The sequence below is a fragment of the Nocardioides sp. URHA0032 genome, from assembly GCF_000620645.1.
In the GTDB taxonomy this organism is placed as follows: domain Bacteria; phylum Actinomycetota; class Actinomycetes; order Propionibacteriales; family Nocardioidaceae; genus Nocardioides.
The window spans coordinates 617,116-642,740 of sequence record NZ_KK211159.1; the positions used below are offsets into that span (position 1 = coordinate 617,116).

33 protein-coding genes are annotated in these 25,625 nt (G+C 71.2%); 13 read left to right on the forward strand and 20 right to left on the reverse strand.

The genetic code is table 11. The features are described from left to right. The first annotated feature begins 8 nt into the window (after window positions 1–8). Window positions 9–1,775: an aminotransferase class V-fold PLP-dependent enzyme gene (locus N538_RS25950; RefSeq protein WP_231496249.1), complete on the forward strand. Its 1,767-nt coding sequence runs from the start codon at window positions 9–11 to the stop codon at window positions 1,773–1,775. Here N538_RS25950 and N538_RS0116710 read toward each other — a convergent pair. Further along, window positions 1,727–2,251 carry a hypothetical protein gene (locus N538_RS0116710; protein WP_028638232.1) on the reverse strand — a complete coding sequence of 175 codons (525 nt, stop codon included), beginning with the start codon at window positions 2,249–2,251 and terminating at the stop codon, window positions 1,727–1,729. The two genes, N538_RS25950 and N538_RS0116710, sit on opposite strands and share 49 nt — an antisense overlap. 70 nt (window positions 2,252–2,321) lie before the next feature. On the opposite strand from N538_RS0116710, the gene N538_RS25955 reads away from it, so the two are divergent. Next, window positions 2,322–3,584, forward strand: coding sequence for a YncE family protein (locus N538_RS25955; protein ID WP_036570806.1), 1,263 nt, complete (start codon window positions 2,322–2,324; stop codon window positions 3,582–3,584). 184 nt (window positions 3,585–3,768) lie between these two features. Here N538_RS25955 and N538_RS0116720 read toward each other — a convergent pair whose 3' ends face one another. After that, entirely contained in the window at window positions 3,769–4,053 is a 285-nt protein-coding gene (locus N538_RS0116720; protein WP_028638233.1) for a Fe-S cluster assembly protein HesB, read from the reverse strand. Window positions 4,054–4,164: 111 nt separating this feature from the next. Here N538_RS0116720 and N538_RS0116725 point away from each other — a divergent pair, with 111 nt between their 5' ends. Together N538_RS0116725 and N538_RS0116730 are read left to right on the forward strand one after the other, a co-directional pair. After that, window positions 4,165–4,614, forward strand: a complete 450-nt coding sequence (locus N538_RS0116725; RefSeq protein ID WP_028638234.1) for an OsmC family protein — start codon at window positions 4,165–4,167, stop codon at window positions 4,612–4,614. 1 nt (window position 4,615) lies between these two features. Beyond that, entirely contained in the window at window positions 4,616–5,527 is a 912-nt protein-coding gene (locus N538_RS0116730) for an oxidoreductase (RefSeq protein WP_028638235.1), read from the forward strand. Here N538_RS0116730 and N538_RS0116735 read toward each other — a convergent pair. The 5 genes from N538_RS0116735 to N538_RS0116755 are packed head-to-tail and all read right to left on the reverse strand — an operon-like array spanning window position 5,499 to window position 8,681. Beyond that, on the reverse strand, window positions 5,499–6,161 hold the full coding sequence (locus tag N538_RS0116735) for a peptidylprolyl isomerase (RefSeq protein WP_028638236.1): 663 nt from the start codon (window positions 6,159–6,161) through the stop codon (window positions 5,499–5,501). The genes N538_RS0116730 and N538_RS0116735 overlap by 29 nt on opposite strands. Before the next feature lie 22 nt (window positions 6,162–6,183). Further along, complete coding sequence (locus N538_RS0116740) at window positions 6,184–7,221, reverse strand: alanine racemase (protein WP_155992220.1); 1,038 nt, start codon at window positions 7,219–7,221, stop codon at window positions 6,184–6,186. A 13-nt stretch (window positions 7,222–7,234) separates the two neighbouring features. Continuing rightward, window positions 7,235–8,071, reverse strand: coding sequence for an aldo/keto reductase (locus tag N538_RS0116745; protein ID WP_028638238.1), 837 nt, complete (start codon window positions 8,069–8,071; stop codon window positions 7,235–7,237). Window positions 8,072–8,085: 14 nt separating this feature from the next. After that, window positions 8,086–8,472 carry a hypothetical protein gene (locus N538_RS25960; RefSeq protein WP_036570808.1) on the reverse strand — a complete coding sequence of 129 codons (387 nt, stop codon included), beginning with the start codon at window positions 8,470–8,472 and terminating at the stop codon, window positions 8,086–8,088. After that, window positions 8,469–8,681 (reverse strand): hypothetical protein, encoded by a 213-nt coding sequence (locus N538_RS0116755; RefSeq protein ID WP_028638239.1) that lies wholly within the window; start codon window positions 8,679–8,681, stop codon window positions 8,469–8,471. The genes N538_RS25960 and N538_RS0116755 overlap by 4 nt, the downstream gene beginning before the upstream one ends. A gap of 43 nt (window positions 8,682–8,724) precedes the next feature. Between N538_RS0116755 and N538_RS0116760 the strand changes: the two genes are divergently transcribed. Further along, complete coding sequence (locus tag N538_RS0116760; RefSeq protein ID WP_028638240.1) at window positions 8,725–9,444, forward strand: M50 family metallopeptidase; 720 nt, start codon at window positions 8,725–8,727, stop codon at window positions 9,442–9,444. Window positions 9,445–9,453: 9 nt separating this feature from the next. Next, the gene (locus N538_RS0116765) at window positions 9,454–10,332 is read left to right on the forward strand and encodes an LLM class F420-dependent oxidoreductase (protein ID WP_028638241.1); all 879 of its coding nucleotides are present in this window, start codon (window positions 9,454–9,456) and stop codon (window positions 10,330–10,332) included. Between the two features lie 24 nt (window positions 10,333–10,356). Here N538_RS0116765 and N538_RS0116770 read toward each other — a convergent pair whose 3' ends face one another. The 4 genes from N538_RS0116770 to N538_RS0116785 form a co-directional block, all read right to left on the reverse strand. Next, a complete protein-coding gene (locus N538_RS0116770) occupies window positions 10,357–10,854 on the reverse strand; it encodes a VOC family protein (RefSeq protein WP_028638242.1) in 498 nt (165 codons plus the stop codon). A 22-nt stretch (window positions 10,855–10,876) separates the two neighbouring features. Further along, window positions 10,877–11,605, reverse strand: a complete 729-nt coding sequence (gene lepB / locus N538_RS25965; protein WP_051549372.1) for a signal peptidase I — start codon at window positions 11,603–11,605, stop codon at window positions 10,877–10,879. 116 nt (window positions 11,606–11,721) lie between these two features. Continuing rightward, window positions 11,722–12,279, reverse strand: coding sequence for a copper resistance CopC family protein (locus N538_RS27575; protein ID WP_051549373.1), 558 nt, complete (start codon window positions 12,277–12,279; stop codon window positions 11,722–11,724). Then, on the reverse strand, window positions 12,272–15,319 hold the full coding sequence (locus N538_RS0116785; RefSeq protein ID WP_028638243.1) for a hypothetical protein: 3,048 nt from the start codon (window positions 15,317–15,319) through the stop codon (window positions 12,272–12,274). The genes N538_RS27575 and N538_RS0116785 overlap by 8 nt, the downstream gene beginning before the upstream one ends. 173 nt (window positions 15,320–15,492) lie before the next feature. Here N538_RS0116785 and N538_RS0116790 point away from each other — a divergent pair, with 173 nt between their 5' ends. The 4 genes from N538_RS0116790 to N538_RS28600 all read left to right on the forward strand — a co-directional run bounded on the left by N538_RS0116790 (window position 15,493) and on the right by N538_RS28600 (window position 17,251). Further along, complete coding sequence (locus tag N538_RS0116790; protein ID WP_028638244.1) at window positions 15,493–15,951, forward strand: SRPBCC family protein; 459 nt, start codon at window positions 15,493–15,495, stop codon at window positions 15,949–15,951. Further along, complete coding sequence (locus N538_RS0116795) at window positions 15,948–16,316, forward strand: ArsR/SmtB family transcription factor (RefSeq protein ID WP_231496250.1); 369 nt, start codon at window positions 15,948–15,950, stop codon at window positions 16,314–16,316. Before N538_RS0116790 ends, N538_RS0116795 begins: the two co-directional genes overlap by 4 nt. 5 nt (window positions 16,317–16,321) lie before the next feature. Then, window positions 16,322–16,768 carry an SRPBCC family protein gene (locus N538_RS0116800; RefSeq protein WP_028638246.1) on the forward strand — a complete coding sequence of 149 codons (447 nt, stop codon included), beginning with the start codon at window positions 16,322–16,324 and terminating at the stop codon, window positions 16,766–16,768. 96 nt (window positions 16,769–16,864) lie between these two features. Continuing rightward, complete coding sequence (locus N538_RS28600) at window positions 16,865–17,251, forward strand: hypothetical protein (RefSeq protein WP_155992172.1); 387 nt, start codon at window positions 16,865–16,867, stop codon at window positions 17,249–17,251. Between the two features lie 3 nt (window positions 17,252–17,254). On the opposite strand, the gene N538_RS0116810 is transcribed toward N538_RS28600, so the two are convergent. Beyond that, a complete protein-coding gene (locus tag N538_RS0116810; RefSeq protein WP_028638248.1) occupies window positions 17,255–17,596 on the reverse strand; it encodes a hypothetical protein in 342 nt (113 codons plus the stop codon). Between the two features lie 176 nt (window positions 17,597–17,772). After that, window positions 17,773–18,336 carry a dihydrofolate reductase family protein gene (locus tag N538_RS0116815; protein WP_028638249.1) on the reverse strand — a complete coding sequence of 188 codons (564 nt, stop codon included), beginning with the start codon at window positions 18,334–18,336 and terminating at the stop codon, window positions 17,773–17,775. Window positions 18,337–18,430: 94 nt separating this feature from the next. On the opposite strand from N538_RS0116815, the gene N538_RS25975 reads away from it, so the two are divergent. Continuing rightward, a complete protein-coding gene (locus N538_RS25975; protein WP_036570810.1) occupies window positions 18,431–18,835 on the forward strand; it encodes an MmcQ/YjbR family DNA-binding protein in 405 nt (134 codons plus the stop codon). Window positions 18,836–18,881: 46 nt separating this feature from the next. Here N538_RS25975 and N538_RS0116825 read toward each other — a convergent pair whose 3' ends face one another. Genes N538_RS0116825 through N538_RS0116850 form a run of 6 tightly spaced genes read right to left on the reverse strand, consistent with a single transcriptional unit; the run spans window position 18,882 to window position 23,062 of the window. Beyond that, entirely contained in the window at window positions 18,882–21,233 is a 2,352-nt protein-coding gene (locus tag N538_RS0116825) for an ATP-binding cassette domain-containing protein (RefSeq protein WP_036570812.1), read from the reverse strand. Between the two features lie 4 nt (window positions 21,234–21,237). Beyond that, window positions 21,238–21,465: a hypothetical protein gene (locus tag N538_RS0116830; protein ID WP_231496264.1), complete on the reverse strand. Its 228-nt coding sequence runs from the start codon at window positions 21,463–21,465 to the stop codon at window positions 21,238–21,240. A 10-nt stretch (window positions 21,466–21,475) separates the two neighbouring features. Then, complete coding sequence (locus tag N538_RS0116835) at window positions 21,476–21,886, reverse strand: VOC family protein (protein WP_028638252.1); 411 nt, start codon at window positions 21,884–21,886, stop codon at window positions 21,476–21,478. A 5-nt stretch (window positions 21,887–21,891) separates the two neighbouring features. Continuing rightward, window positions 21,892–22,341, reverse strand: a complete 450-nt coding sequence (locus N538_RS0116840; RefSeq protein ID WP_028638253.1) for a helix-turn-helix transcriptional regulator — start codon at window positions 22,339–22,341, stop codon at window positions 21,892–21,894. Between the two features lie 2 nt (window positions 22,342–22,343). Continuing rightward, a complete protein-coding gene (locus N538_RS25980) occupies window positions 22,344–22,682 on the reverse strand; it encodes a hypothetical protein (protein ID WP_036570815.1) in 339 nt (112 codons plus the stop codon). Then, the gene (locus tag N538_RS0116850; protein ID WP_028638254.1) at window positions 22,679–23,062 is read right to left on the reverse strand and encodes a hypothetical protein; all 384 of its coding nucleotides are present in this window, start codon (window positions 23,060–23,062) and stop codon (window positions 22,679–22,681) included. Before N538_RS0116850 ends, N538_RS25980 begins: the two co-directional genes overlap by 4 nt. Before the next feature lie 223 nt (window positions 23,063–23,285). Here N538_RS0116850 and N538_RS29100 point away from each other — a divergent pair, with 223 nt between their 5' ends. Then, window positions 23,286–23,441 carry a hypothetical protein gene (locus N538_RS29100; protein ID WP_197025367.1) on the forward strand — a complete coding sequence of 52 codons (156 nt, stop codon included), beginning with the start codon at window positions 23,286–23,288 and terminating at the stop codon, window positions 23,439–23,441. Window positions 23,442–23,517: 76 nt separating this feature from the next. Here the strand turns inward: N538_RS29100 and N538_RS0116860 are convergent, their stop codons facing one another. After that, window positions 23,518–25,188 carry an alkaline phosphatase D family protein gene (locus N538_RS0116860; RefSeq protein ID WP_036571150.1) on the reverse strand — a complete coding sequence of 557 codons (1,671 nt, stop codon included), beginning with the start codon at window positions 25,186–25,188 and terminating at the stop codon, window positions 23,518–23,520. A gap of 32 nt (window positions 25,189–25,220) precedes the next feature. Here N538_RS0116860 and N538_RS0116865 point away from each other — a divergent pair, with 32 nt between their 5' ends. Beyond that, the gene (locus N538_RS0116865) at window positions 25,221–25,625 is read left to right on the forward strand and encodes a hypothetical protein (protein WP_155992176.1); all 405 of its coding nucleotides are present in this window, start codon (window positions 25,221–25,223) and stop codon (window positions 25,623–25,625) included.

The window sequence follows — 25,625 nt, forward strand, 5'->3', positions numbered from 1 at the left end:
TGAGGCCCGTGGAGGTGGGGACGCAGGAGCTCCTCGCACTGATCCGGGACTCGGTGATCGGCGAGGACCACGTGATGGAGACGCCGTACGGCCGCCGCCGGGTGACGTACGCCGACTACACCGCGTCCGGTCGCGCGCTGACGTTCGTCGAGGACTTCATCCGCGACCAGGTGCTGCCCGGCTACGCCAACACCCACACCGAGTCCAGCGGCACCGGCCTGCAGACGACCCGCCTGCGCGAGGACGCCCGCGAGATCATCCGCGCCGCGGTGGGCGGCGACGAGGACACCGTGGTGCTGTTCGCCGGCTCGGGGTGCACCGGGGCGATCGCCAAGCTGATCGGCGTACTGGGCCTGCGGATCCCGTCGGTGCTCGACGACACCCACGCGCTCAGCGAGCACGTCCCGCCGGCCCAGCGACCGGTGGTGTTCATCGGGCCGTACGAGCACCACTCGAACGAGATCTCCTGGCGCGAGACGATCGCCGACGTCGTCACGATCCGTCAGGACGCCGACGGCGGCGCCGACCTCGTCGACCTGCGTGAACAGCTCGAGAAGTACGCCGAGCGGCCGCTGAAGATCGGCTCGTTCTCGGCCGCCTCCAACGTGACCGGCATCCTCTCCGACACGGCCGGGATCGCGGAGCTGCTGCACGAGCACGGGGCGTTGAGCTTCTGGGACTTCGCCGCTGCGGCGCCGTACATCGACATCACGATGCGCCCGTTCGAGGACCGGCCGCTGTCGTACAAGGACGCGCTCTTCCTCTCGCCGCACAAGTTCATCGGCGGGCCGTCGACGCCGGGGGTGCTGGTGGCGCGCCGGGAGCTGTTCGCGAACCGGGTGCCGGACGTGCCCGGCGGCGGCACGGTGGCGTACGTCAACGACGACGACCACCGCTACCTCGCCGACCCGACCCACCGCGAGGAGGGCGGCACGCCCGCGATCATCGAGTCGATCCGCGCCGGCCTGGTGTTCCAGCTCAAGGAGGCGGTCGGGACCACGACGATCCGGGAGCAGGAGGAGCGGCACCTCCGGCGGGCCGTCGAGGCGTGGCGGTCCGAGCCCGCCGTCGAGCTGCTCGGCAACCTGGACGCGCCGCGGCTCTCGATCGTGTCGTTCGTCCTGCGCTCACCGTCGGGTCGGTACCTGCACCACAACTACGTCGTCGCGCTGCTCAACGACCTCTTCGGCGTCCAGTCGCGGGGCGGCTGTTCCTGCGCGGGACCGTACGGCCACCGGCTGCTCGGCATCGACCTGGAGCGCTCGCACGAGTTCGAGCGTGAGATCACCGGCGGTTGCGAGGGCATCAAGCCCGGCTGGGTACGCGTGAACTTCAACTACTTCGTCTCCGACGCGGTCGTCGACTACCTGGTCGAGACCGTCCGGCTGGTCGCCCGCGACGGCTGGCGACTGCTCGGCGACTACCGGTTCGACCCGGCCACGGGAATGTGGCGGCACCGGGACGGCGTGGTCACGCCGCCGCTGAGCCTGAACGACGTCTCGTACGCCGGTGGCCGCCTGTCGATGCCGTCCGACGAGGCGACCGGGGGAGAGGAGCTGCTCGCCGAGCACCTCCGCGACGGCGCCGCGATCCTGGGCGCGGCCGCCGGGCCCGACCTGGACTCGCACCCGGCCAACGTGAGCGAGGACTTCGAGCACCTCCGGTGGTTCGACCTCCCCGCCGTGAGCCTGCGGGTCGAGCGCGGTCCCGACGAGCGGGCGCAGGGTCAGCCGCGCGGCACCCAGGGCGACTGGCCGGTCTCGTCGGGCAGGTAGTCGGTGTCCCCGTCCCGCTCGGTGAGGACGGCGAAGCGCACCGCGGTGTAGTCGCCGCCGGTCAGGCAGCTGGCCGGCATGATCAGCCGGACCGTCGGCTCGTCGGCGCTCCAGCGCACCCGGAACCCACGGCAGGGCACCCGCTCCGGCTCCTCACCGGTGTCGTGGTCGCCGAAGGAGCCCGCGAGCACACGGTTGCGGGTGTGCCCGACCGCGTCGTACTCGCTGACCAGCCGGACGCCGCGCGCGTGCCGCGGGTCGACGCTCACGATCAGGTCGCCCCGCACCGAGCGCACGAACTCGACGTCGACGACGATCCGCTGGCCGAGGTTGCGCAGCGTCGCGCCGGTGAGGTCGAGGCCGTGACCGGAGCGGTCGCCGGCGGGGTCGCTCATGCTGAGGTGGGCGGCGGACGCGGGACCTCCGGTCAGCACCACGGCGGCGAGCGCGATCGCACCCGAGATGAGTCGCTTCATGCGGGCAGCGTCGCACACGTCACGCGGGCCGGCGGCGTAACGCGCTCTCGACGCGGGTCGTTCTCCCGGCATGAGGCTCCGCGTCGCGATCACCGCCCTGGCCACCGTCGCCGCCACCGTGGCCCTGGCTCCGCCGGCGTCGGCCGAGGAGACCCGGGGCTCCCTCGAGCGTCGCGCCGACGACGTACGCCGGGTGGTGTTCGTCGGCAACAACTGGGCCGGCACCGCCGACGTGCTCGACCCCGCGACGTTCGAGCGGCTCGGCCGGATCGACGTGGTGCCCGACAAGGACGAGCGGATGCAGGAGATCACGACGAACGCCTACCGGTTCGCCTACTTCCTCGCGATCCGCGCGCTGATCGGCGAGGGCCACGACCAGTTCGTCGACGACATGTACTCCTCGAACGACGGTCGGCTGCTCGTCGTCTCGCGGCCGTCCTTCGCCGACGTCGTGGCGATCGACCTGGCCACCCAGCAGATCGTGTGGCGCTTCCCGGTCGCGGGCGTGCGCTCCGACCACATGGCGCTGTCGCCCGACGGACGGCGCGTGGTCGTCAGCGCGTCGACGGGCGACGTCGTGCACGTGCTGCGGGTCAAGGACGGCACGGAGGTCGGCCGGTTCCCCTCCGGTGGGTCCCCGCACGAGAGCGTGTTCATCGACGGTGGCCGCAAGATCCTGCACGCCAGCATCGGCATGGTCTACAGCCCGCTGGACCAGCCGGAGGCGGACTCGACGAAGCAGGAGCGGGTCTTCGAGGTCGCCGACGCCCGCACCCTGGACGTGGTCCGCCGGTACGACCTCCGCAAGGCGCTCGACGACCGGGGCCTGGACCGGATGTCGACCGCCGTACGGCCGATGACGCTGTCTCCCGACGAGAAGACCGTGTACTTCCAGCTGTCGTTCTTCCACGGCTTCGTCGGGATGGACCTGCGCACCGGCAGGATCGTCAAGGTCGTGCGGCTGCCGAACCTGGTCCCGGACATGCCGCGCGAGCAGTACGTCCTCGACTCCGCGCACCACGGCATCGCCATGAACCCGGCCGGCACGAAGATCTGCGTCGCCGGCACCATGGACGACTACGCGACGGTCGTGTCCACGTCGGACTGGCAGCACGGCAAGCTGCTGAAGAAGGCCGACGGCAAGCCCTACTGGGTCACCCAGAGCTACGACGGCCGCTACTGCTACATCTCCTGGAGCGGCACCGACGAGATCGCCAAGATCTCCTACCGGACCGGCCGGATCGTGCAGACCGCCCCCGTCGGTGACCACCCGCAGCGGGTCCGCAACGGGTTCGTCCGCACCGACCTGGTCGCGGGGCTCCCGGCCGCCTGAGCACGCGGATTGGTCACCAACCGCAGATTGGGCACGCTCCCACGTGCGGTTGGTGACCAATCCGCGCACCATCCGGCGTCCGGAAACTCGCCACACAACGCCCCAGGGACGCCCCGGAACGCACCGAGCCGACGCGGTCGAGAGGGACCGCGCCGGCTCGGCGGAGTGGGTTGCGGCAGCGGGGTCAGCCCTGGACGGCGAGCGCGAACTCGACCTTCCCGGACGGGTCCACGGCGGCGTCGAGGACCTTGTCCTCGAGGAGCTCCGCGGCCGAGGCGTCGAGGTAGACGGTGGCACCGTTCTGCTCGACGACCTGGTCGCCCGGCTCGCCCGCTTGCGCGGCGGAGACGGCGAACGCGGTCTCGGCGCTGTCCTCGGTGGTGATCCTCAGGCCTGCGGTCTCGGCGAGGCCGGGCTGCGAGGTGATCTCGTTGACGATGGCACTGGCGTTCTCGGTGAGGGTGAGCATGCTCGCCTTCCGGGTAGCGGTTGCGTACCCGTTCCACCGTCCCCGATCGATCCCGTCGACACAACCCGCAGGCGGATCCCGGGCGTGTCGCCGGTCTGGCACCCTGTGGCCATGAGCCCCGACCTGCCGCAGCCGCCCGTCGCCGAGAACGCCCACCGCAGCATCGACCTCACGAAGATCGGCGAGGGTCGCTACAAGGCGACCAACGCGCGTGGGGGAGTGCTCCCGATCGGCTCGGGCGGCGACCCGGACTTCACCCCGGTGGAGCTGCTCCTGGCCGCGATCGCCGGGTGCAGCGCGATCGACGTCGACCTGATCACCGGCAAGCGCGCGGGCGCGATCTCGCTCGACGTCGTCGCCGAGGGCGACAAGGTCCGCGACGAGGGCGGCAACCACCTGACCGACCTCCAGGTGACCTTCCGGGTCCGGTTCCCCCACGGCGAGGAGGGCGACCGCGCCCGCGAGGCGCTGCCGCGCGCCGTCGCGCAGTCCCGCGACCGGCTGTGCACCGTCGGCCGCACCGTCCAGCTCGGGGCCCCGATCGAGTACCACGAGCGCTGAGGTGGCCCGGCGCAAGCGTCCCGGCCGCTGGGACGCCGTACCCCGCCAGGACGGCCGCCGCTTCGTCGTCACCGGCGCGAGCGGCGGGCTCGGGCTCGAGACGGCGAGGGCGCTCGCGGCGTCCGGGGCGGACGTCGTGCTCGCGGTCCGCAACCTCGACAAGGGTCGGGCGGTCGCGGCCGGCATCAAGGGCACGGTGGAGGTCCGGCGGCTGGACGTCGCCGACCAGGCCAGTGTCCGGGAGTTCGCCGAGGGCGTCGGCCCGGTCGACGTCCTGATCAACAACGCGGGCGTGCTCGCGGTGCCGCGGGCGCTGACGGCCGACGGGTTCGAGACCCACCTGGCGACGAACCACCTGGGCCACTTCGCGCTCGCGAACCTGCTGCTCCCGCGGCTCACCGACCGCGTCGTCGTGGTGTCCTCCGACTCCCACCACAGCGCGGACCTCGACCTGGACGACCTGAGCTGGGAGCGACGTCCGTACAAGCCGTTCGCGGCGTACGGCGCCTCCAAGCTGGCCAACCTGCTGTTCATGGCCGAGCTCCAGCGCCGGCTGACCGCGGCCGGCTCGACGCTCCGCGCGACGGGTGCGCACCCCGGATCGACGGCGACGTCGATCACCGCGAACACCGGCAACCGGTTCAAGACCTGGGTCGGCTCGTGGGGCCACCGGCTGGTGGGCATGCCGGGCTGGAAGGGGGCGCTGACCACGCTCTACGCCGCCACGATGGACGTCCCCGGCAACACCTTCATCGGGCCGGGCGGCTTCCTGGAGATGACGGGGTGGCCGACCAGCGTCGGCCGCAGCCAGGCCGCGTCGGACCCCGACCTCGCCAAGCGGCTGTGGACCCGGTCGGAGGAGCTGACCGGGGTGCGGTTCCCGCTTAGTCCGTCGTCACCGACTCGATCGTGACGGGGACCTTCGGAGCCCCGTCCGCGCCGCCGTTCGCGGTGCCCTTCTCGGCAACCCGCTTGACCACGTCGATGCCGGCCTTGTCCATCCGGCCGATCACGTCGTAGGCGGCGTCCAGCTGGGTGTCGGCGTACACGAGGAAGAACTGCGAGCCGTTGGTGTCGGGGCCGGCGTTCGCCATCGCCACCGTGCCCGCTGGGTACGTCTCGTCGCCCCCGAGCTCGTCGTCGAACTGGTAGCCCGGCCCGCCCATGCCGCTGCCGGTCGGGTCCCCGCACTGGAGCACGTAGATGCCCTGGGTGGTCAGCCGGTGGCAGGGCGTCTTGTCGAAGTAGCCCTGGTCGGCCAGCGACACGAACGAGTTCACCGCGCACGGTGTGGACGCCGCGTCCATCGTGATCGGGATGTCGCCGGCGCTGGTCTTCAGGGTGACGTCCACGGTGCCCTCGGCCGGCGCGTCCGAGGACGGCGGGTCCACGTCCTTCGCGGCCGCCTGGCCGTTCTTGTCGTAGCTGCACGAGGTCGTCTTCACCGACGACCCGGAGTCGGTGGCGGTGTCCGGCCCGTCCGACCCGCAGCCCGCGAGGGCGAGCACGGTGAGGACGGCCAGGGGCAGGGCGACGCGTCGGAGCATGGGCCGATCGTAGGGGAGGGGCTCAGGAGTTCCGGCCACGGGCCACGACCGGCCAGGCCTCGCCGTCCGCCCACAGCACCTCGGCGAGGTTCACCGCGTTGCACACGTGGTTCGGTACGACGTCGACCCGGCTGCCCAGCGCCGGCAGGTCCGCTCCGGCGAGGTCGACCACGGCGTGATGCTCGGAGAACTGCACGACGCGGGCCTCCGGGTACGCCGGGAGGCGGCCCCAGCCGCTCGCGTACGCCGCCCGGTCCGCGCCGAGCGCCTTGCTGCCGGCGTCGAGCACCAGCCGGCCGCCGGCGTGGCTGACCACGGTCGCGACGCAGGCGAGCGCGATCTCGTCCGGCGTGGTGGTGCCCAGCTCCCACTGCTGGGCGTCGCCGAACGCGTACACGCCGGGCCGCAGTTCGGTGAGGACGTCGGTGTGGGCGTGCGCGAGGCTGGGTGTCGAGCCGCCGCTCACTACGTCCGGCTCGAGCTCGGCGGCGCGGAACGACGCCACGGCGGAGCGGAGCGCCCGCGCCTCGTCGTCCGCGGCACTCACCAGTGCGTCGGGTGCGTAGCTGTGGCCCGGGAACGTGAACAGCCCCCGCACCGGAAGTCCCGCCTCGACCGCGGCGGTGCCGACGGACCCCGCACCGCCCGGGAGGACCCCGCTGCGGTGCTGCCCGCAGTCGACCTCGACCAGGACCGCGACGCCGGAGTCGCCGAGCAGCGCGCCGGCTCTGGCGGCGGCCTCCGCCGAGTCGACGCCGATGGCCAGGTCGGCGCGGTCCGCCACGTCACGCAGCCGGCGCGCCGCCTCCGCGGTCAGCCACAACGGGTAGGCGATGAACACGTCCTCGACGCCGTGGTCCACGAACGCCTCGGCCTCCCCGATCGTCGCCACGGTGAGCCCCACCGCGCCCGCGGCCAGCTGGAGCCGGGCGATCTCGGCGCACTTGTGCGTCTTCGCGTGCGGCCGCAGCGACACGCCGGAAGCGGTGGCCAGCTCCGCGACGCGCGTGATGTTCGACCGCAGCCGGGCGGTGTCGACGCGCAGGTACGGCGTCGGCACGCTCAACGCGGCGTCACATCTCCTCGTGGGTGTCGGGATCGCCGCCGAACAGGCGGCCGTCGGCCCGGCCCAGGCCGCTGATCGCGGCGACCTCCTCCGCGGTGAGCTCGAACCCGAAGACGTCGAGGTTCTGCCGCTGCCGCTCGGGGGTTGCCGACTTCGGGATCGGGATGGCGCCGAGCTGCACCTGCCAGCGCAGGATCACCTGGCCGGGAGTCACCCCGTACCTCTCCGCCGCGCCGGCGACCGGCCCCTCGGTGAACGGCGCCTGCCGCTTGCCCAGCGGGCTCCAGGACTCGGTGCGGATCCCGTAGCCCTCGTTGACGTCGCGCATCACGGCCTGTGGGAAGTACGGGTGCAGCTCGACCTGGTTGACCGCCGGGGTCACCCCGGAGTCGTCGATGATGCGCTCGAGATGCTCGGGGGAGAAGTTGGAGACGCCGATCGACCGGACCAGCCCCTCCTTCTGCAGGTCGACGAGGGCGCTCCACGCCTCGGCGTATCGGCCGAGGCGCGGGTTCGGCCAGTGGATCAGGTGCAGGTCGAGGTACTCGAGCCCGAGCCGCTCGAGCGACTCGTGGGTGCTGCGGACCGCGTCGTCGTACCCGTGGTGGCGACCGGGGATCTTCGAGGTCACCCGGAGCTCGTCGCGCGGCAGGCCGCTCTGCCGGATCGCCTCGCCGACCTCCGACTCGTTGCCGTAGTTCACCGCGGTGTCGACCAGCCGGTAGCCGACCTCGATCGCGGAGCGGATCGCCGCGACGCCCTCGTCGCCCCTGAGCGGGTAGGTGCCGAAGCCGATGGCCGGCAGCGTGTTGCCGTCGTTGAGCTCGTACGTCGGGGTCGCCATGTCGCCCAACGTACTCACTCGCGCTCGCCCCCGCCGTCGTCGTCCTGCGTGTGCCGCTCGGACTTCAGCCGGGCCTCGTAGGTGTGCCGCTCGCCACCGGTGAGCTGCTCGCGGGCCTCGGTCACGAGGCGCTGGAAGACCGAGTAGTAGGTGTCGTCGTAGCCCTCGACCACCTGGAACGTCCACATCCCCGGCAGCACGTTGCGGCCGAGCAGCTCGCGGTCGATCCGGTCGGCGAGCTCGGGATGCCCGGCGTCGCGCAGCATCCGGACGGCGTCGCCGAGCGCGAAGTCGGCCCGCCCGGACATGCGGTGGAACCGGTACAGGCTGCCGCGGGCGTCCTCGACCACCTCGAACGCCTCCGACAGCTTCCCGACCGCCTCGACGGTCGCGTCGCTCATGCGGACAGGACCTGCTGGGCCGACACGGCGCCGTGCTCGTCCTGGATCGCGTCGGCGAGCTTGCGCACGTCCTCGTCCGGCACGTCGACGCCGGCCTCGCCGAACCCGTCGCGCAGCTCGGACTCGACCGTGTCCTCGGTCGCTCCGTCCTGCCACGACGTCACGCGGTCCACGACCGCCTGGATGGCTTCCATCTTCTCGTCGCTCATGCCGCCGTCGTACCCATGAGCCCGGTCGGGCACGCTTTCCCCCGTGCCCCACCACTCAGCGCTGGACCGGATCTGGCAGGACGTCACGGGCACCCAGCCGCTGCCGGCGCACGGGAGCGTGGTGGCGACGGCCGTCGTCGCGCTGGCGCTGGTGCTCGTCCCGCGGCTCTGGCAGGTCGCCCGGCACGTCGTGACGATCGCCCACGAGGGCGCGCACGGCGTCGCCGCACTGCTCAGCGGTCGCCGGCTGGCCGGCATCCGGCTGCACTCGGACACCTCCGGGCTCACGGTGTCGAAGGGGCGGCGAACCGGCCCGGGGATGGTGGTCACGGCGTTCGCGGGGTACGTCGGCCCGGCGGTGCTCGGCCTGGGTGCCGCGCTCCTGCTCCGCGAGCGACACGCACTCGCCGTGCTCTGGCTGGCGGTGCTGCTGCTCGGCCTGCTGCTGCTCCAGATCCGGAACTTCTACGGCCTGTACGTCGTGCTCGTCGCCGGCCTCGCCGTCGCCGCCGTGTCGTGGTGGGGGAGCGCTGCCGCGCAGTCGCTGGCGGCGTACACCGGCGCCTGGTTCCTGCTGGTGGCCGCGCCTCGTCCGGTGCTCGAGCTCCAGCGCAGCCGGCGGGGCGGCCTGGCACGCGACTCCGACGCGGACCTGCTCGCCCGGCTCACGCGGCTGCCCGGGCTCTTGTGGGTGGCCGTGTTCCTCGTGGTGACCGTCGGCTGCCTCGTCGTCGGCGGCCGCTGGTTGTGGGCCGGGGCGTAGGTTCAGCCCGTGCGCATCGGCATCCACTACGCGAACTTCACCCATCCCGACTGGGAGCACCAGCTCCTGGACCGGCTGACCGGCACCGCCCGGGCCGCCGACCAGGGCGGCGCCGCACTCTTCACGGTCATGGATCACTACTTCCAGATGGAGGGGCTCGGCGGCCCGCCGGAGCCGATGCTCGAGGGCTACACGGCCCTCGGCTACGTCGCCGGGCAGACCGAGAGCGTCCGGCTCAGCCTGCTGGTCACCGGCGCGACGTACCGCCACCCCGGCCTGCTCGCGAAGATCGTCACCACCCTGGACGTGCTGTCCCGGGGCCGCGCGATGCTCGGCCTCGGCGCGGCCTGGTACGACCGGGAGCACCTCGGCCTCGGCGTGCCGTTCCCGCCCACCGCGGAGCGCTTCGAGCGGCTCGAGGAGACGCTGCAGATCGTTGAGCAGATGTGGAGCGACGACAACGGGCCGTACGACGGCCGGCACTTCCAGCTCGCCGAGACGTACTGCGTCCCGCCGCCCGTGCAGCAGCCGCGCCCGCCGATCCTGGTCGGCGGTGGGGGAGAGCGGAAGACCCTCCGCCTGGTCGCGCAGTACGCCGACGCGTGCAACCTCTTCCCCGAGGGACCCGACGGGGTGCGCCACAAGCTGGACGTGCTCCGCCGGCACTGTGACGACGTCGGCCGCGACTACGACGAGATCGAGAAGACCATGATCAACCCGAGCGGCGGGCCCGATCCGATCGCGGAGACCGACGCCTACCTCGAGGACATGGCGCAGTACGCCGAGCTGGGCATCAGCCTCGTCACGCTGATGCCGCCCACCGACGACCCGGTCGGCTGGACCACCCGGATCTGCGCGGACGTGCTGCCGCGGCTCGCCGAGGTCTGACGCGGGCCGGCTGATGCCGAGGAGCTAGAGGACCTCGGTGCCGTACATCGCGCCCAGCGGGTCGGCGATCAGCTCGAGCCGGGTGCCGTCGGGGTCGCGGAAGTAGATCGAGGTCCCGCTCTCGAGCACGTACTCGACGCCGGCCTCGTCGAGGTTGGCCCGCAGCCGCTCCCAGCGCTCCGGCTCGACCGAGATCGCCAGGTGGTGGAGGCCGCCGAGCACCTCGGCGTACGCGCCGACGTCCAGGCCGGGGAAGTCGAAGAACGCGATCAGGTTGCCGTTCCCGATGTCGAAGAAGAAGTGGTTCGAGCCCGCGTAGTCGCGGTTCTCGAAGATCTCGGTGAGCGGGAACTCCAGGATGCCCTGGTAGAAGCGCACCGTGCGCTCGACATCGGTGCAGACGATCGCGACGTGGTGCAGGCCCCGAGCGGACGAGGCGGGCCGGTCGGACGCCGGGGCGAGGTAGGTGTCCCGGATGCGGTCGCGCTCGGCGCTGATCCGTTCCAGGTCGAGATCGGCCATGCCGATGACGGTACTACCGGATTCAACTTTTCGGGCCGGGGACGTCCGCGAACGTCGCCGGCCGGTGCAGGCGGTCCCAGTGGTCGTGCGGCCAGATCACCGCGAAGACCCGTCCGACCACGAGGTCCGTGTCGACGTAGGCGTCCGCCGGGTTGCAGGTGTCGTCGTCGGGGCGGCACAGGTGGAAGCTGCTGTCCGCCGACTCGTTGCGGTTGTCGCCCATCACGAACAGGTGACCGGCGGGGACCGGGCCCGCGGTCCACTCGCAGTCGCCGGGGCCCATCGGTCCGCGGCAGGTCGTGGTCGTCGGGTCGTTGACGTAGTCGTCCTCGTCGAGCGGCTGCCCGTTGACCGTGATCCGGCCCTGGTCGTCGCAGCAGACGATGGTGTCGCCGGCGACGCCGATGACCCGCTTCACGAGGTGGCCGCCGGCCGGGTAGAGGCCGATGTGGCTCATCAGCTTCGCGACCTCGCTGCTCGGCGGGGCCGCCTCCTCGGGACCCAGCCAGTCGCCCGGGTCGGCGAACACCACGACGTCGCCGCGCTGCGGCGTACCGCCGAACCAGTACGACGGCTTCTCGACCAGGATCCGGTCGTTCTTCACGAGCCCGGGCACCATCGACGGCGACGGGATGTAGAACGCCTGCACGAAGAGGGTCTTGATCAGCAGCGCGAGGGCCACCGCGATCACCAGGAGGAGGATCGTCTCCTGCCACCAGGGGCGGTGCTTCTTCCTCGCGTCGGCCGTCACGGGGCGAGCCTAGACGTCGACGCATGGACCGCCGCGGAGGTGGATGGGTTCCGCCCCCTCGAGTTCGACGGGGGACTGGAATGCGCCATCCGCCGACACGTCGACGGCGGCGCTGCTCAACGTCGGGCGCTGACCGTCCGGCGCGACACCAGGTGCAGGACCGTCACCCCGACGAGGACGCCGACCCCGACGAGCAGGAGCAGCGCGGGCAGCTGGTTCCCGCCCTCGTCGGCGGACGTGGGCTCCGCCGCGACCGCGGCGAGGTCCGGCGGGTCGCCGGCCGGGTTGGTGGTGGCCGTCGCGTCGGGGTCGACCGTGTAGTCGATCCGCGCGATGATCGGGTGGAGGTCGACGGCCACGGCGTGGAACGCCGCGACGTACCCGCCGACCGCGTCGGACCCGCGGAGCTCCTGGGTCACGTAGCGGCCCTCGACGACCGGGTCGCCGATCATCAGCGACTGCCCGCTGGGGTCGACGACCGCGACGTCGACCTGGGGCTCCACGTCGTTGCTGAACTCGATGGTGATCCGGTCCGGTGCGCTCACGAGCACCTGACCTGGCGCGGGCCAGGCCGCCACCGCCGTCGCGTGCGCGTCGACCGGCGCGGCGGGCGCGACCACCAGCAGCAGTGTCGCCGCCGCCAGCACCGCGCCCGCCAGGCGCCGATCAGCCATCGCGGCGCCCGTAGGTCAGCCCGGCGGTCGACTGCGGATCGACCTTCCAGTAGTAGATCTGGCCGGCCTGCACGAGCTTCGGGCTGACGGTGTTCGACCGGGTCTGCGGTACGCCGCGCGCCGCGAGGGCCGCGTTGCGTGCGGCGTACTCCGCGTGCAGGTAGTCGCCGCGCCGGAACAGGCTCACCGCGACCGCCTTGAACTGCCGGTAGCGGTCGTAGCGCCGGTGGAACTTCGCGTCCGGGGTCGTGCGGCCGTCCGCGCTCTCCGACGCGAGCAGCCGGTTCAGCGCCTCCTGGCCGGCGAGCAGGTACTCCGCCACGTGACCGCGCTGGAGCTGGTCCTGGTCCTCGACCTCGTACGGCCGGTAGTCCATCGCGTACGTCGTCGGCGCCGCGGACACGTCCATCACCCAGCCGAGCCCGGCCCAGTAGCAGGCCCACTTCCCGGCGTTCGGGTCGCCCTCGGGGCACCGCTCGACGCCGTAGGAGCCGTCGTGCGGGTGCGAGAGGCCGAGGTTGTGCGCGGCCTCGTGCTCGATCGTGTAGCTGAACCCGGTGCCGGTCTCCTGGGTCGGCGTGCAGGGCAGCAGCGAGACCTTGTCGCCGTCCTGGTCGGTCGACGGGTCGTAGACCGGGTAGTTGGCCGAGCAGGCCTTGAACCGGTCGTTGACGTTGTTGAAGACGCCCCAGGCGTTGCCGTCCGCGCCGGCGAGCGCGATGCCGCCCACGATCGCCGGCAGCGCCCACGTGTAGGCCTTCTCGAACACCATGTTCAGTGACGGCACCGTGCCCAGGCCCGGCTCGATGTCTGCCATGCCCTTGCGGTGGGCGTCGATGTAGTCGCGGATGATGTCGGTGTTGACAGAGTCGTCGTACGACGCCCCGAGTAGCCCGGACGCCTTGGCCTTCTCGATCTGGTTCTGGAACTCGGTCAGGTCGATGGTCGAGCCGTCGCTGTTGTGCTTGATCACGTGCTTCCCGCCGTACAGCGGCTCGGGCACCAGGTCGACGTCCGCGCCGCTCTGCCGGACGTGGTACTCCGGCGCCGGCAGGTCGGCGTACTTGGGCGAGGTGTCGAGCGTGCCGGTCTTCCTGCCGGTCTTCGGGTCGAAGAGCGGCACGACCTCGCCCTTGCGGCCGACCCAGCGCACGTACGGCATCGCCGAGGACAGCCAGCGCAGCGTGTCGTCGTGGGTCCTGGCCTTGACCGAGTCGATCTTGTAGAGCTTGCTCGGGTCAGTCCACCAGTTGCCGTAGTCGCCGGAGACCGGGGCGCCGCCGACCCACTGGGGCCGCGAGTAGAAGTCGGTGAAGTTCGTGGTCGCCAGCCAGTAGACGTCGCCCTGGGGGATCGGGCGGTACAGGTAACCGGCCGTCGACCGGAAGAACAGGCCGTACGCCACGTCGCGGCCCAGGCGCGGCATCATCGTGCACGGCGTCGGGTCGCCGAGGTACTCCGGGACGCTCGCCGGGCAGGGGTTCTGCTGCCACTCGGGGTCGTTCTCGTACTGCCAGATCGGCGGGTCGCCCATCGGGTAGTCGCTCGACATCGCGTCGACGCCCTTGCCCAGCCAGGCGGCGCTCTCGTAGTTGTTCGGCGCGGCGCCCAGGTCGAAGAAGTGCCAGCGGTAGCGGCCGCCCCAGGTGCGCGCGAAGTCCACACCGGCCCAGCCGTTCGTGTCCGGGTCGGTGATCCGCCACGAGCCGCCGTCGGCGACCGGCTTCTGGACGATCTGGCCCTTGATCACCTTGTCGGTGGTCCAGGTGTGGTAGGCGTCCTGGCGAAAGTAGTCGCCGGCGTACGACGGCGTGAACGTGTCGAGGAACAGGTAGGTCGAGCCCTTGTTCACGCCCTCCGGCATCTTGTCGAGGTCGAGTCCGTGCTTGTCGTAGAACGGGTCGTGGTAGCCCGGGGTGTCCTGCAGGATGCGGGCGCTCGCACACTTCTTCGACTCGACGTCGATGAACGCGCACTTCCACCTGGCCTGGGTCCGGGACCGCCACATCCAGTCCTCGACGGCGTAGCCGTCGACCATGTCGACCGTGCTCGGGTCGGTGACGTGGTGCTCGACGCCGTCGACGACGCGGTACTTGCCGAAGGACTGGTCGTACTTGACCAGCTGCGCGGTCATCGTCGGGTCCTTGAACGTCTGTGCGTCAGCGGTGTGCTTCTTCGCCCGGGCGAACAGCGCCTTGCTGTAGGCTTTCGTGGCGGAGTAGACGTGCACGTCGTACGTGAAGCGGGTGCCGAGGAAGTACGGGTCCTGGCCGGGGGCGAACGCGCCGCGGTTCCAGTTCAGCAGGCCGGACGCGGTGCTCAGGACGCCGTCCGGGCTGGGGGCGCCGGCGACGTTGGCGACGGTCGGCTGGTACTGGCTCGGGATCCACTTCTTCAGCTCGGCGACCTGCTCCTTGGTCGGCGTTCGACCGACGAAGACCACCCGCAGCGGGTACTTCACGGTCAGGTCGTGCATGAGGGAGCTCTTGTCCTCGGGCAGCGTCATCGACTTCACGAGCTGCTGGCTGGTCATCGTGACCGAGCCGTCGTACGTCGTCCCGGGGACGGCGGCGAAGCTGACCGCGGTGACCGTGTAGTCACCGGGCGCGAGCTGACCGAGCGTGGCCTTCTCGCTGGTGCCCCCGCTGCTGGCCGACTGCGCGACGAGCGCGCCCTGGCTGTCGTAGACGTAGAGGTCGAGGTCGGCGCTGGCGTCGTCCCAGGCGATCTTGGCCTCGAGCGAGCCGCTGTGGGTCTTCCAGAAGTCCTTCGGGACGGTCAGGTGCAGCGTCTCGGAGTCACAGGTGACCCCCTCCGCGCAGACCGACGGGTCGAGCACGCCGGTGGCGGCGAACGAGCCCGTCCAGCTGGCGTTCTGGGTCACGGGCTTCGTGGAGTCGCCCGGGGGAGAGCCGATCGTGGACTCGCTCGGGTCCGACGCGGCGGCGACCTGGGCGCCCTGGACCGGGATGAGGAGGAGCAGGGCGGTGCCGAGCGCGAAGCTCGCGCCGATGGCCACCCGACGCTGGAACCTGAACATGTGTTGACCCGCCTCGTTGACTGCGTTCGTTGCCGTGGCAACGAGAGCGTGTCCGGAAGGCTATGCGGCCAAAACCGTCCGGAAACCGGTCTGGACACATCCTGCAACCCACGGTTGCACATCAGGTCGGAATGGCCTACCGTCACATGCAACCAAACGTTGCAGGAGGAGCCATGGAGTTCGGGACCATCGAGCGGGAGATCCACATCGACGCGACCCCCGAGGTCGTGTTCGAGGTGGTCAGCAGGCCGGAGCACGTGCGGGAGTGGTGGCCGGACGAGGCGCACTACGAGGCGGTGCCCGGCGCCACGGGGGAGATCGTGTTCGGCGACCCGGACGCCGGCGGGGGAGCGGCCCGGCTGACCGTGCTGGAGGTCGACCCGCCGCGGACCTTCACGTTCCGCTGGACGCATCCTGCGGGGGAGGCGGCGGCGGAGGGCAACTCGCTGCTCGTCACGTTCGAGCTGGTGCCGAGCGGGACGGGCACGCGGCTCAGGCTCACCGAGACCGGCTTCCGGGAGATGGGCTGGGAGGCCGCTGTCCTGGAGGAGCAGTACCGCGAGCACGAGACCGGGTGGGACCACTTCCTGCCGCGCATCGCGCCGTACGTCGCCTCTCTGGACCCGCGGTGAGCGCCGTGCTCGGCGCCGTCGACGACGACCTGTGGTCGGCGATCGGCGACCCGACGCGCCGGCGGCTGCTGGACCTGCTGCTGGTGGGCGAGGGGACCGCGACCTCCCTCAGCGCGGAGCTGCCGGTCACCCGCCAGGCGGTGGCGAAGCACCTCGGCGTGCTCGACCGGGTCGGGCTGGTGCGGGGAACGCCCGAGGGCCGGGAGCGGAAGTACCGCGTCGACGGCGTGCAGCTCGCGGTCGCGGTGGCGCAGCTGGAGTCGGTCGGCTCCGCCTGGGACGCGCGGCTGCGGCGGATCAAGCGGATCGCGGAGGCGGTCCAGCGGGCGCAGGACTCCCAGGACGTACAGGACGAGAAGGAGTGATCGAGATGGTGGACATCCTGCACAGCGTCGGCGTGAAGGCGCCGGCACCCGAGAAGGTGTACGACGTGCTGACGACGATCGACGGATTGGCCGGCTGGTGGACGGAGGAGACGTCGGGCGACGGCGACGCCGGCGGGACCGTTGCCTTCCGGTTCGGGGACAAGGGCGGCTTCGACATGGAGGTGCTCGAGGCGGTGCCCGGCAAGAGCGTGTCCTGGCGCGTCGTGGACGGGCCGCCGGAGTGGGTCGGCACGACGATCGACTGGCAGCTGCGCCAGGACGGCGACTGGACCAGGATCCTCTTCGCCCACCGCGGCTGGGCCGAACCCGTCGAGTTCATGCACCACTGCAGCACCAAGTGGGGCACCTTCCTGATGAGCCTCAAGGCGCTCGTGGAGACCGGGCAGGGGGCACCGGCGCCGCGGGACCTCCGGATCACCGATTGGGACTGATCCCTTCATATGTTGACATAATGTCAGTTATCGGCGAACCAGCCACGCAGGGCGTTTCCCAGGCAGCGGGGCCGCCGGTGAGCCACCATGGTGCCCGTGTTCATCCCGGACTGGATGGTTCTGGCCTTCGCCGTGGCCCTGGTCGCGGGGCTGGCGCTCGTTGCCGTTGTGTACGTCGGGCTCTGGTTGGCATCGGCCGTTCACGGTGCCGCGTTCGCGATGCGTCCTGACGTGCGCCGAGTGAATCGCGAGTACCGCGCGACGCGACACGTGACCCGACCGCTCGCGCAGCGTGCGCAAGTCATCCGGGCGGCGCATTGGGAACAGGGCCGTCACGTGCCGGACGATGCTCAGGCCGCTTGGCGGGCTCGGCTGCAAGCGGACGCGGATGCCTATTGGGAGCAGCATCCGGATGAGACCACGCTGCCGCCCGGGTTCGTGGAAGCCCTGGTGGTCGAGTATCGGGAACGCCCGATGGCCTGAGGTTCAGGACCAGATGCGGGTGATCCAGGGCGAGGGCTCGCCGGTGGCCTCTGAGAACGCCGCCAGGGACTCGACCTCGGCACGACGGACACCGTCCGGGACGAAGCCGCGGGAGAAGTGCCCGACGCGGCCACCGTTGATCCGTAGCGCGTCGTCGGCATCGGTCCGGGAGCCCTTGACGGCGTAGGTCGCGAAGCCCTTGCCGACGTAGGCGGAGAACTTCGCGCCGGACCTGATCTGGGCGTAGGAGAACCGGGTGCCGAACCCGGCCGAAGTGAGGCGGTGGCGGAGCCAGTCGAAGTCCAGGCGGTGGCCGTCCTTGACGACGATGTGGGCGTGGGTCATGCCTGCGGCCTTTCCCTGTTCGACGTAGGTCCCGAACGCGCCCAGGGCGACCCCGTCCCGCTTCGCGGCCTGACGCAGGACCCGGAGCCGGTCTTGGACCTCCGGCCACGGCTCGTCGGCTTCATGAAGGTGCCGTCGACGGCGTAGTGGCGACGCTTCTGTCGATATGACGGGGCTCAGCGTCTGGTCTCGTACCTGGTGAGCACCACGCCGTCGGGAAACGTCCGGGTCTCCACGAGGTTCAGGTCCACCCAGCTGTCCAGGGCGGCGAAGAACGGCGTCCCGCCCCCGATCAGGATCGGTGCGGTGGCGAGCACGTACTCGTCGATCAGCCCGGCCCGCATGGCCGCCGCGGCGAGCGCGGCGCCGCCGATGTCCATGGGGTCACCGTCCTCGGCCTTGAGCCGGGTGATCTCGGCGACCGGGTCGCCGGTGACCAGGCGGGCGTTCCAGTCGACCGTGCTGGTCGTCGAGGAGAACACCACCTTGGGCATGGCCAGCCAGCGGCCGGCGAACTCGATCTCCGCCGGATCGACGCCGGGTTGCTGCGCGGCGGTGGGCCAGTGCGAGCTCATCGTCTCCCACAGCCGACGCCCGTACAGCGCCAGGCGCGCCGGACCCACCCGGTCGGACCACCACTGGAACAGCTCGTCGCTCGGCACGGTCCAGCTGATGTCGGCGCCGGGCGCGGCGATGTAGCCGTCCAGGCTCACGTTCATGCCGTAGGTCAGTTTCCGCACGGCGTCAGCCTTGCAGATGTTCGTCGTCCTGCCGAGGTGCCGGAGCGTCACGAGCCGCGCGGCTCGGGGCGTCCGTGCTGACTACCGTGGTGTCGTGGCCCACCCACCGACGTACGACGAGGGCCCGGCCCTCGCGCGGCTCCGGGAGATCGCACTGGCGCTGCCGGACGCGGCGGAGAAGCTGTCCCACGGCAGCCTGGCCTTCTACACGACCAAGGTGTTCGCGTACTTCGGCGGCAGCGAGAAGGTCGGCGACGGCCACATCCGCCACCGGTCGTCCGTGCTCGTCCGGGCCGACCCGATCGAGCTGCCGGCGCTGCGCGAGTCCCCCACGTGCTACCTGCCGATGTACCTCGGCGTCGCGGGCTGGGTCGGCGTCCATCTCGACCGCGACCCGGACTGGGACGAGGTCGCCGAGCTCGTCGAGACGTCCTACCGCCTGACCGCCGGCCCTCGCCGGGTGCAACGTCTGGATGCGCCTCGCGGTGGTACTCCCTGACGAAAATGCTCTCCGTACGGCGTGTCGCAGGCAGTTGAGTCAGGGACTACCTCGACGTCACGTACGCAGCCAGGTGCTGGCCGGTGAGGGTCGAGCCGTCGGCGACGAGAGCAGCGGGCGTGCCCTCGAACACCACGCGGCCGCCGTCACGGCCGGCGCCCGGGCCGAGGTCGATGATCCAGTCGGCGTGCGCCATCACCGCCTGGTGGTGCTCGATCACGATCACGGACTTGCCGGAGTCGACCAGGCGGTCGAGCAGGGCGAGCAGGTGGTCGACGTCGGCCAGGTGCAGGCCGCTGGTGGGCTCGTCGAGGACGTAGACGCCGCCCGTCTCCCCCATGTGCATGGCGAGCTTGAGCCGCTGGCGCTCGCCGCCGGAGAGGGTCGTCAGGGGCTGTCCGGGCCTCAGGTACCCGAGCCCGACGTCCTCGAGCCGCTCGAGGATCGACGCGGCGGCCGGCGTCCTCGTCTCACCCGAGGCGAAGAACTCGTGGGCCTCGGCGACCGGGAGGTCGAGCACCTCGGCGATGTTCAGCCCGCCGAACGGCAGCTCCAGCACCGCGGCCTGGAACCGCTTGCCCCCGCAGTCCTCGCACGGCGTCGCCACCGTCTCCATGAAGCTGAGCTCCGTGTAGATCATCCCGTTGCCCTTGCAGGTCGGGCAGGCACCCTCGGAGTTCGCCGAGAACAGCGCCGGCTTGACGCCGTTGGCCTTGGCGAACGCCTTGCGGATCGGCTCGAGCAGGCCGGTGTACGTCGCCGGGTTGGACCGTCGCGACCCCTTGATCGCGCCCTGGTCGACGTAGACGACGCCTTCCTCGGCGCTGATCGACCCGTGCACCAGGGACGACTTGCCCGAGCCGGCGACGCCGGTGACCACGCACAGGACGCCCAGCGGCACGTCGACGTCGACGTCCTGGAGGTTGTGCTCGGTGGCGCCGCGGATCGCCAGCTGCGCCGAAGGGGAGCGTACGTCGCCCTTCAGCCGCGCCCGGTGGCTGAGATGCCGTCCCGTGAGGGAGTCGGAGATCCGCAGGCCCTCGACCGTGCCCTCGAAGCAGATCGTCCCTCCCCCGGTGCCGGCCCCCGGGCCGAGGTCGACGACGTGGTCGGCGATCGCGATGGTCTCCGGCTTGTGCTCGACGACCAGCACCGTGTTGCCCTTGTCGCGGAGGTCGAGGAGGAGCTTGTTCATCCGCGCGATGTCGTGGGGGTGCAGGCCGACCGTGGGCTCGTCGAACACGTAGGTGACGTCGGTGAGCGCCGACCCGAGGGCGCGCACCATCTTGGTCCGTTGCGCCTCTCCCCCGGACAACGTGCCCGAGGGCCGGTCGAGCGACAGGTAGCCGAGGCCGATCTCGACGAAGGAGTCGAGCAGCCGCCGCAGCCCGTCGACCAGGGGCGCGACTCCGGGGTCGTGGACGCCGCCCAGCCAGGCGGCCGCGTCGGTGATCTGCATGGCGCAGACGTCCGCGATGCTGACGCCGTCGATCTTCGACGAGCGCGCCGACTCGTTGAGCCGGGTGCCCTCACAGGCCGGGCAGGTCTTGAACACCGCCGCCCGCTCCACGAACGCCCGGATGTGCGGCTGGAGCGAGTCGACGTCCTTGCTGAACATCGACTTGCGGATCTTCGGGATCAGCCCGTCGTAGCTGACGTTGATGCCCTTCGCCTTGATCCTGGTCGTCTGCTTGTACAGCAGGTCGTGGCGCTCCTTCTCGGTGTAGTCCTTGATCGGCTTCCTCGGGTCGACGAACCCGGACTCGATGTAGGTCGCCACGAGCCAGCCGTCCGCGGTGTAGCCCGGCACCAGGATCGCGCCCTCCACCAGCGACTTCGACTCGTCGATGATGACGGAGAGGTCGAGGTCGGAGACGGTTCCCCGGCCCTCGCACTCCGCGCACATGCCGCCGAGATAGACGGCGTCCTTCACGATCTTCTTCTCGCCCTTGGGTCCGGTCATCACGCCGCTGGCTCGCGTGGTCGGGATGTTGAACGAGAACGCCGTCGGCCCACCGATGTACGGCGTCCCGAGGCGGCTGAAGAGCGAGCGCAGCATCGCGTGGGCATCCGTGACCGTACCCAGCGTCGAGCGTGGGTTGGCGCCGAGGCGATCCTGGTCGACCAGGATCGCGGTGGTGAGGCCCTCGAGCGCGTCGACGTCGGGCCGGGGCAGGCTCGGCATGAAGCCCTGCACGAAGGTCGAGTAGGTCTCGTCGATCAGCCGCCGTGACTCGGCCGCGATGGTGCCGAACACCAGCGAGCTCTTCCCGGAGCCCGAGACGCCGGTGAACGCGGTCAGCCGGCGCTTCGGGATCTCGACGCTGACGTCCTTGAGGTTGTTGACGCGGGCGCCGGTGACCCGGATCAGGTCGTGGGAGTCGGCGGGCTCGGCCATGCGGTCAATCCTCCGGGAGTGCGGCGAAGGCCTTCTTGGTGTGCTTGTACCAGCCCATCCCCTTGAGGGGGTGCTTCCAGCGGCCCTTCATGTCCTTCAGGGCCGCCTCGTGGTCGGTCTGTCCGTCGGCGACCGCCTCGCGCAGGTGCTTGTCCTGCGCCTTGATCACGTCGTCGGCGGTCTCGCCACGCAGCCGCAGGTCGCAGGCGCCACCGAGCTGGGCGCACGTCATCGTCTTCACCTCAGCGCACCTCCTGGATCCGGACCATGTTGCCGGCGGGGTCGCGGAAGGCGCAGTCGCGGATGCCGTACGGCTGCTCGGTCGGCTCCTGCACCACCTCGGCGTCGGTGGCCTGGACGTGGTCGAAGGCGGCGTCGAGGTCGTCGGTCGCGAGCATGATCCAGCCGTAGGTGCCCTTGGCCATCATCTCCCTGACGGTGACGCGCTCCGCGTCGGTGATGCCGGGGTTCGCGGCAGCCGGCCCGAGCAGGATGCAGGTCTCGGGCTGGTTCGCCGGGCCGACCGTGATCCAGCGCATGGTGCCGCTGCCGACGTCGGTCCGGACCTCGAAGCCGAGGGCGTCACGGTAGAAGGCCAGCGACGCCTCGGGGTCGTCGTGCGGCAGCGCCGCGGTGTGAATGGTGATGTCCATGGGACTCACGCTAGTAGCGGGTCCCGGACCGACGCTTCTCGATTCCTGACCGGTCTGGTGACCTGCTTGACGACGCACTGCGGGATCCCGGCGACGTCGTCCGCGGCCCGCCGCCGGTACTCGCTCGGTGGCATCCCGACGAGCTCGGTGAAGCGGGTGCTGAACGTGCCCAGCGACTGGCAGCCGACCTGGAAGCACACCTCCGTGACGCTCAGGTCGCCACGGCGGAGCAGTGCCATCGCCCGCTCGATCCTCCGGGTCATGAGGTAGCTGTACGGCGACTCGCCGTACGCCGCCTTGAACTGGCGGCTCAGGTGCCCGGCGGACATGTGCACGTCGAGCGCCAGCGCCTCGACGTCGAGCGGCTGGGCGTACTCCCGGTCCATCCGGTCGCGCACCCGACGCAGGAGCGCTAGGTCGCGGAGCCGCTCGGCCTCGCCCGATCTGCTGGTCACGCTCAGATCCTGCCACCGGTCACGTCGCGCATCACGATGTCCACCGTGAACGGCGCGGTGTGCGCGCGGGGCAGCCCGCGCGACGGAGGAGCCACGACGCGGAGGGTGCGCTCGGTCAGCCGGTTCCCCGAGGGGACGGAGAACCGGAACCAGCCCGTACGCCGGGTCGGCTCCTTCGCCAGACGGTGCCACTCCCCCGGGCCGGTGCGCTGCTCCAGCAGCAGCGTGCGCGGAGCGCCCGCCACGACCGCGTGCCCGTGCACCGCGATCCAGTCGTCGATCGGCACCGTCGCCGGGGCGTGGGCGGTGAGGGCAGCGGCCACGACGAGCGCCGCGATCACGACAGCTCGTCCTCGCAGCCCGAGGCCGCGTCGGTCGCCTCGTTCACGACGTAGCCGCCGGAGGTCGTGCGCACCGCGGACACCCACCAGCCGTCGCCCTCGACGTTGGTGATCACCACGGCCGCGGGGTCCTTGTCACCCTGGTCCTTCACGGTCCAGCCCTCGTCGGGCGGTGCCTGGTCGAAGCCCTCGTGCGAGCCGAGCCAGACCTCCAGCGCCTGGATCGGGCTCTTCGCGCCGTCCTGGTCCAGGGAGGCGTGGTACGCCCGCCCGGTGCAGTCGTCGTCCCCGGAGCAGCCGGTGACCAGGATCCCGGTCAGGAGCACGGCCAGGGGCACGGGGAGCAGCAGGCGCACGCGGGAGAACACGGTCCACAGCATGGGCCACGCCTGCCGCGACGTCCGGCAGGTCCGACACCCGTGGCCCGGACGGGCCATCCGGTGACCACCCGTCCGGGGCATTGTCCCGGAAACACCGCACAGGGTGCCGACAGCTTCCTTACCGTCGATGGGCGATGTATCCGACGGCTTCGGCTGATCTCCTCAGGGAGTAAGGATCATCGCCCAGGGGGGCACCATCCAGAGAGCGAGAGGAGGTAGAACCATGTGGGACACCGTCCAGACGAACGGCCAGCACCTGACGCACGACATGCCGTGCCCACATTGCGGCCACGCCCTCCACACCTACCTCGACTGTGGGGACGGGTGTGACTGCGTGCCGCTGCGGCCGAGCAAGTACGCCGTGCTCGTCTCCGTCTGATCACAGGATCCACCCGTTCGATCCTCTCCCAGACCCCTCACCAGGAGCGTCGGCGAGGGCGCAGCGTCTCGGCGCCTCAGCCGACGGGGTCGACGGTCGCCACCCGCTTGAGCACGGGCAGTTCCGGGCGACCGTCGACCTCCCCGGCCACCCACCACATGCGCAGTCCGGCGGGCGCGAGCTCGAGCACCGCCAGGTTGTTGTCGTACCAGGGTCCCTGGGTCACCGTCCATCGGAGCGGCTCCAGCGGCACCCGGCCGGACAGCGACATCAGCCGGCCGAGCAGGCCCGTCACCCGCTTCGAGGCGCCCGCGGTGAACCGCTGCATCACCTTCGGCAGCGGGTTGCGGATCGGCGAGCACACCGCCTGGAGGATCCGGCTGGCCACCATGCCGTCGCGCGGCCACGCCTCCGCGACGTAGCTGTGGTGCACGTCGCCGGACAGGAACGTCACCGTCCGCGGCGGCCGGCCACGCTTGCCGGAGGCGACCTCCAGCACGATGCCGGCCAGGTCGCGGAACCCGTGCTGGAACGCCGCCCAGTGCTCCAGGTCGGCGCGCTCCCGGGCCGTCTCGCCCAGCCACCGGCCCGGTGGGCCCCAGGCGCCCTCGGCGATCGACTCGCTGAACGACTCGATGTGGTGCAGCCCCGGTGCGAGCAGGAACGGCAAGGAGGTCCCGATCAGCAGGTGGTCGACGTCGCCCTGCAGCTGCTCGTCGACCCACGCCAGCTCGGCGTCGTCCAGCATCGACCGCTGGTCCGGCTGCAGGACCCGCGCGGCCCGCGAGTCGACCACGACCAGCCGGGCCTGGGTGTCGAAGTCCCGCGCGAAGCTCCAGCGGTAGGAGTCGGGGTGCGCGTCGGCGGCCTCGGCGAGCGCGTCGAGCTCGACGGTGATGTCGAGCTCGTCCTCGCCGTCGTAGGTGGTGATGCGCTGCCACAGCTCGTCGCTCGCCCGGTCCTCGGGGGCCAGGTTGCCCAGGTGCTGGTAGACCCAGTACGAGCCGAGCCCGCCGACGATCCGGTCGTGCCACCAGCCGGTCGCGTCCATCCGCTGCTTCCACGACCAGCTGGTGTTCCAGTCGTCGCGGATGTCGTGGTCGTCGAAGATCATCGCGCTCGGGAGCGTCGAGAGCAGCCACCGGTTCGCGGGCTCCCCCCACGCGATCGAGTAGAGGTGGGCGTACTCCTCGTAGTCCTTGAGCTCCCACCAGGGAGCCTGCTCGGGGTCGCGTCGCTGCGCGATGAACTCACGCATCTCGTCGCTGGTCTCGTCGGCGTACACCTGGTCGCCCAGGAACAGCACCAGGTCCGGCCAGCGCTCGTCGTCGTCGGACCAGCTCGCGGTCCTCCCCGCCATGAACAGCGCGTACGCGCGAAGCGCGTCCACGCCGAACTCGGCGTTGCCCTCCGCGTCGTGCGGCACGCTGACCCGGCACGACCCGAACGCGAGCCGCAGCGGCTTGGCGTACTCGAGGGTCGGGATCACCGAGGGCGGGAAGTCGGCGAGCTCCGGGTCGTCGGAGGGCCAGGCCCGGGCGCCGTCCACGTCGACGGTGTACTCGGTGTGTGACCCGGTCGGCAGGCCGGTCACCTCCACGAGGGCGTAGTGGTGCCCGTGCGCGGCGAACGTCGGGGCGGATGCGGTGCGCTCCCCCGCGGTGACGGTCACGACGGCGGCGCCGTCCGTCTCGACCCAGATCGTGGCCGAGGTGTCGTCGACGTGGCGGAGGAGTGGCCCGAGCATCAGCACGGTCCCGAACCTAATACCCTTCTCGCATGTCGACTCCCGTGAAGCGCCCGGACGCCACGCCTGCGGTTCCCGTCGCGCCCGCCACCCCGCTCGAGCCGGTGCCGGTGCTGCGCCCGTTCGGCTGGTTGCTCATCGTCGCGGCCTCGGTGGGCCTGATCCTCGCCACCTGGGCTCTCTACCCGATCGACGGGACCGGTATGTGGGCCGGCTACCGCGACGGGTTCACCGCCACCGTGGTGCTCGTGTGCGCGATGGCGCTCAACACCTCGCTGCCGAAGCGGCCGCTGCTGGGCGTGGCCGCGCTGGCCGGGATCCTGCTCATCCTGTTCGCGGTGTTCCTCGACGACCCGACGAAGGTCTTCGTCGCCGAGCTCGCCGCGGGTGTGGTGATGCTCGCCGGCGCCATGATCTACGGCGCCGGCGACCGCTGA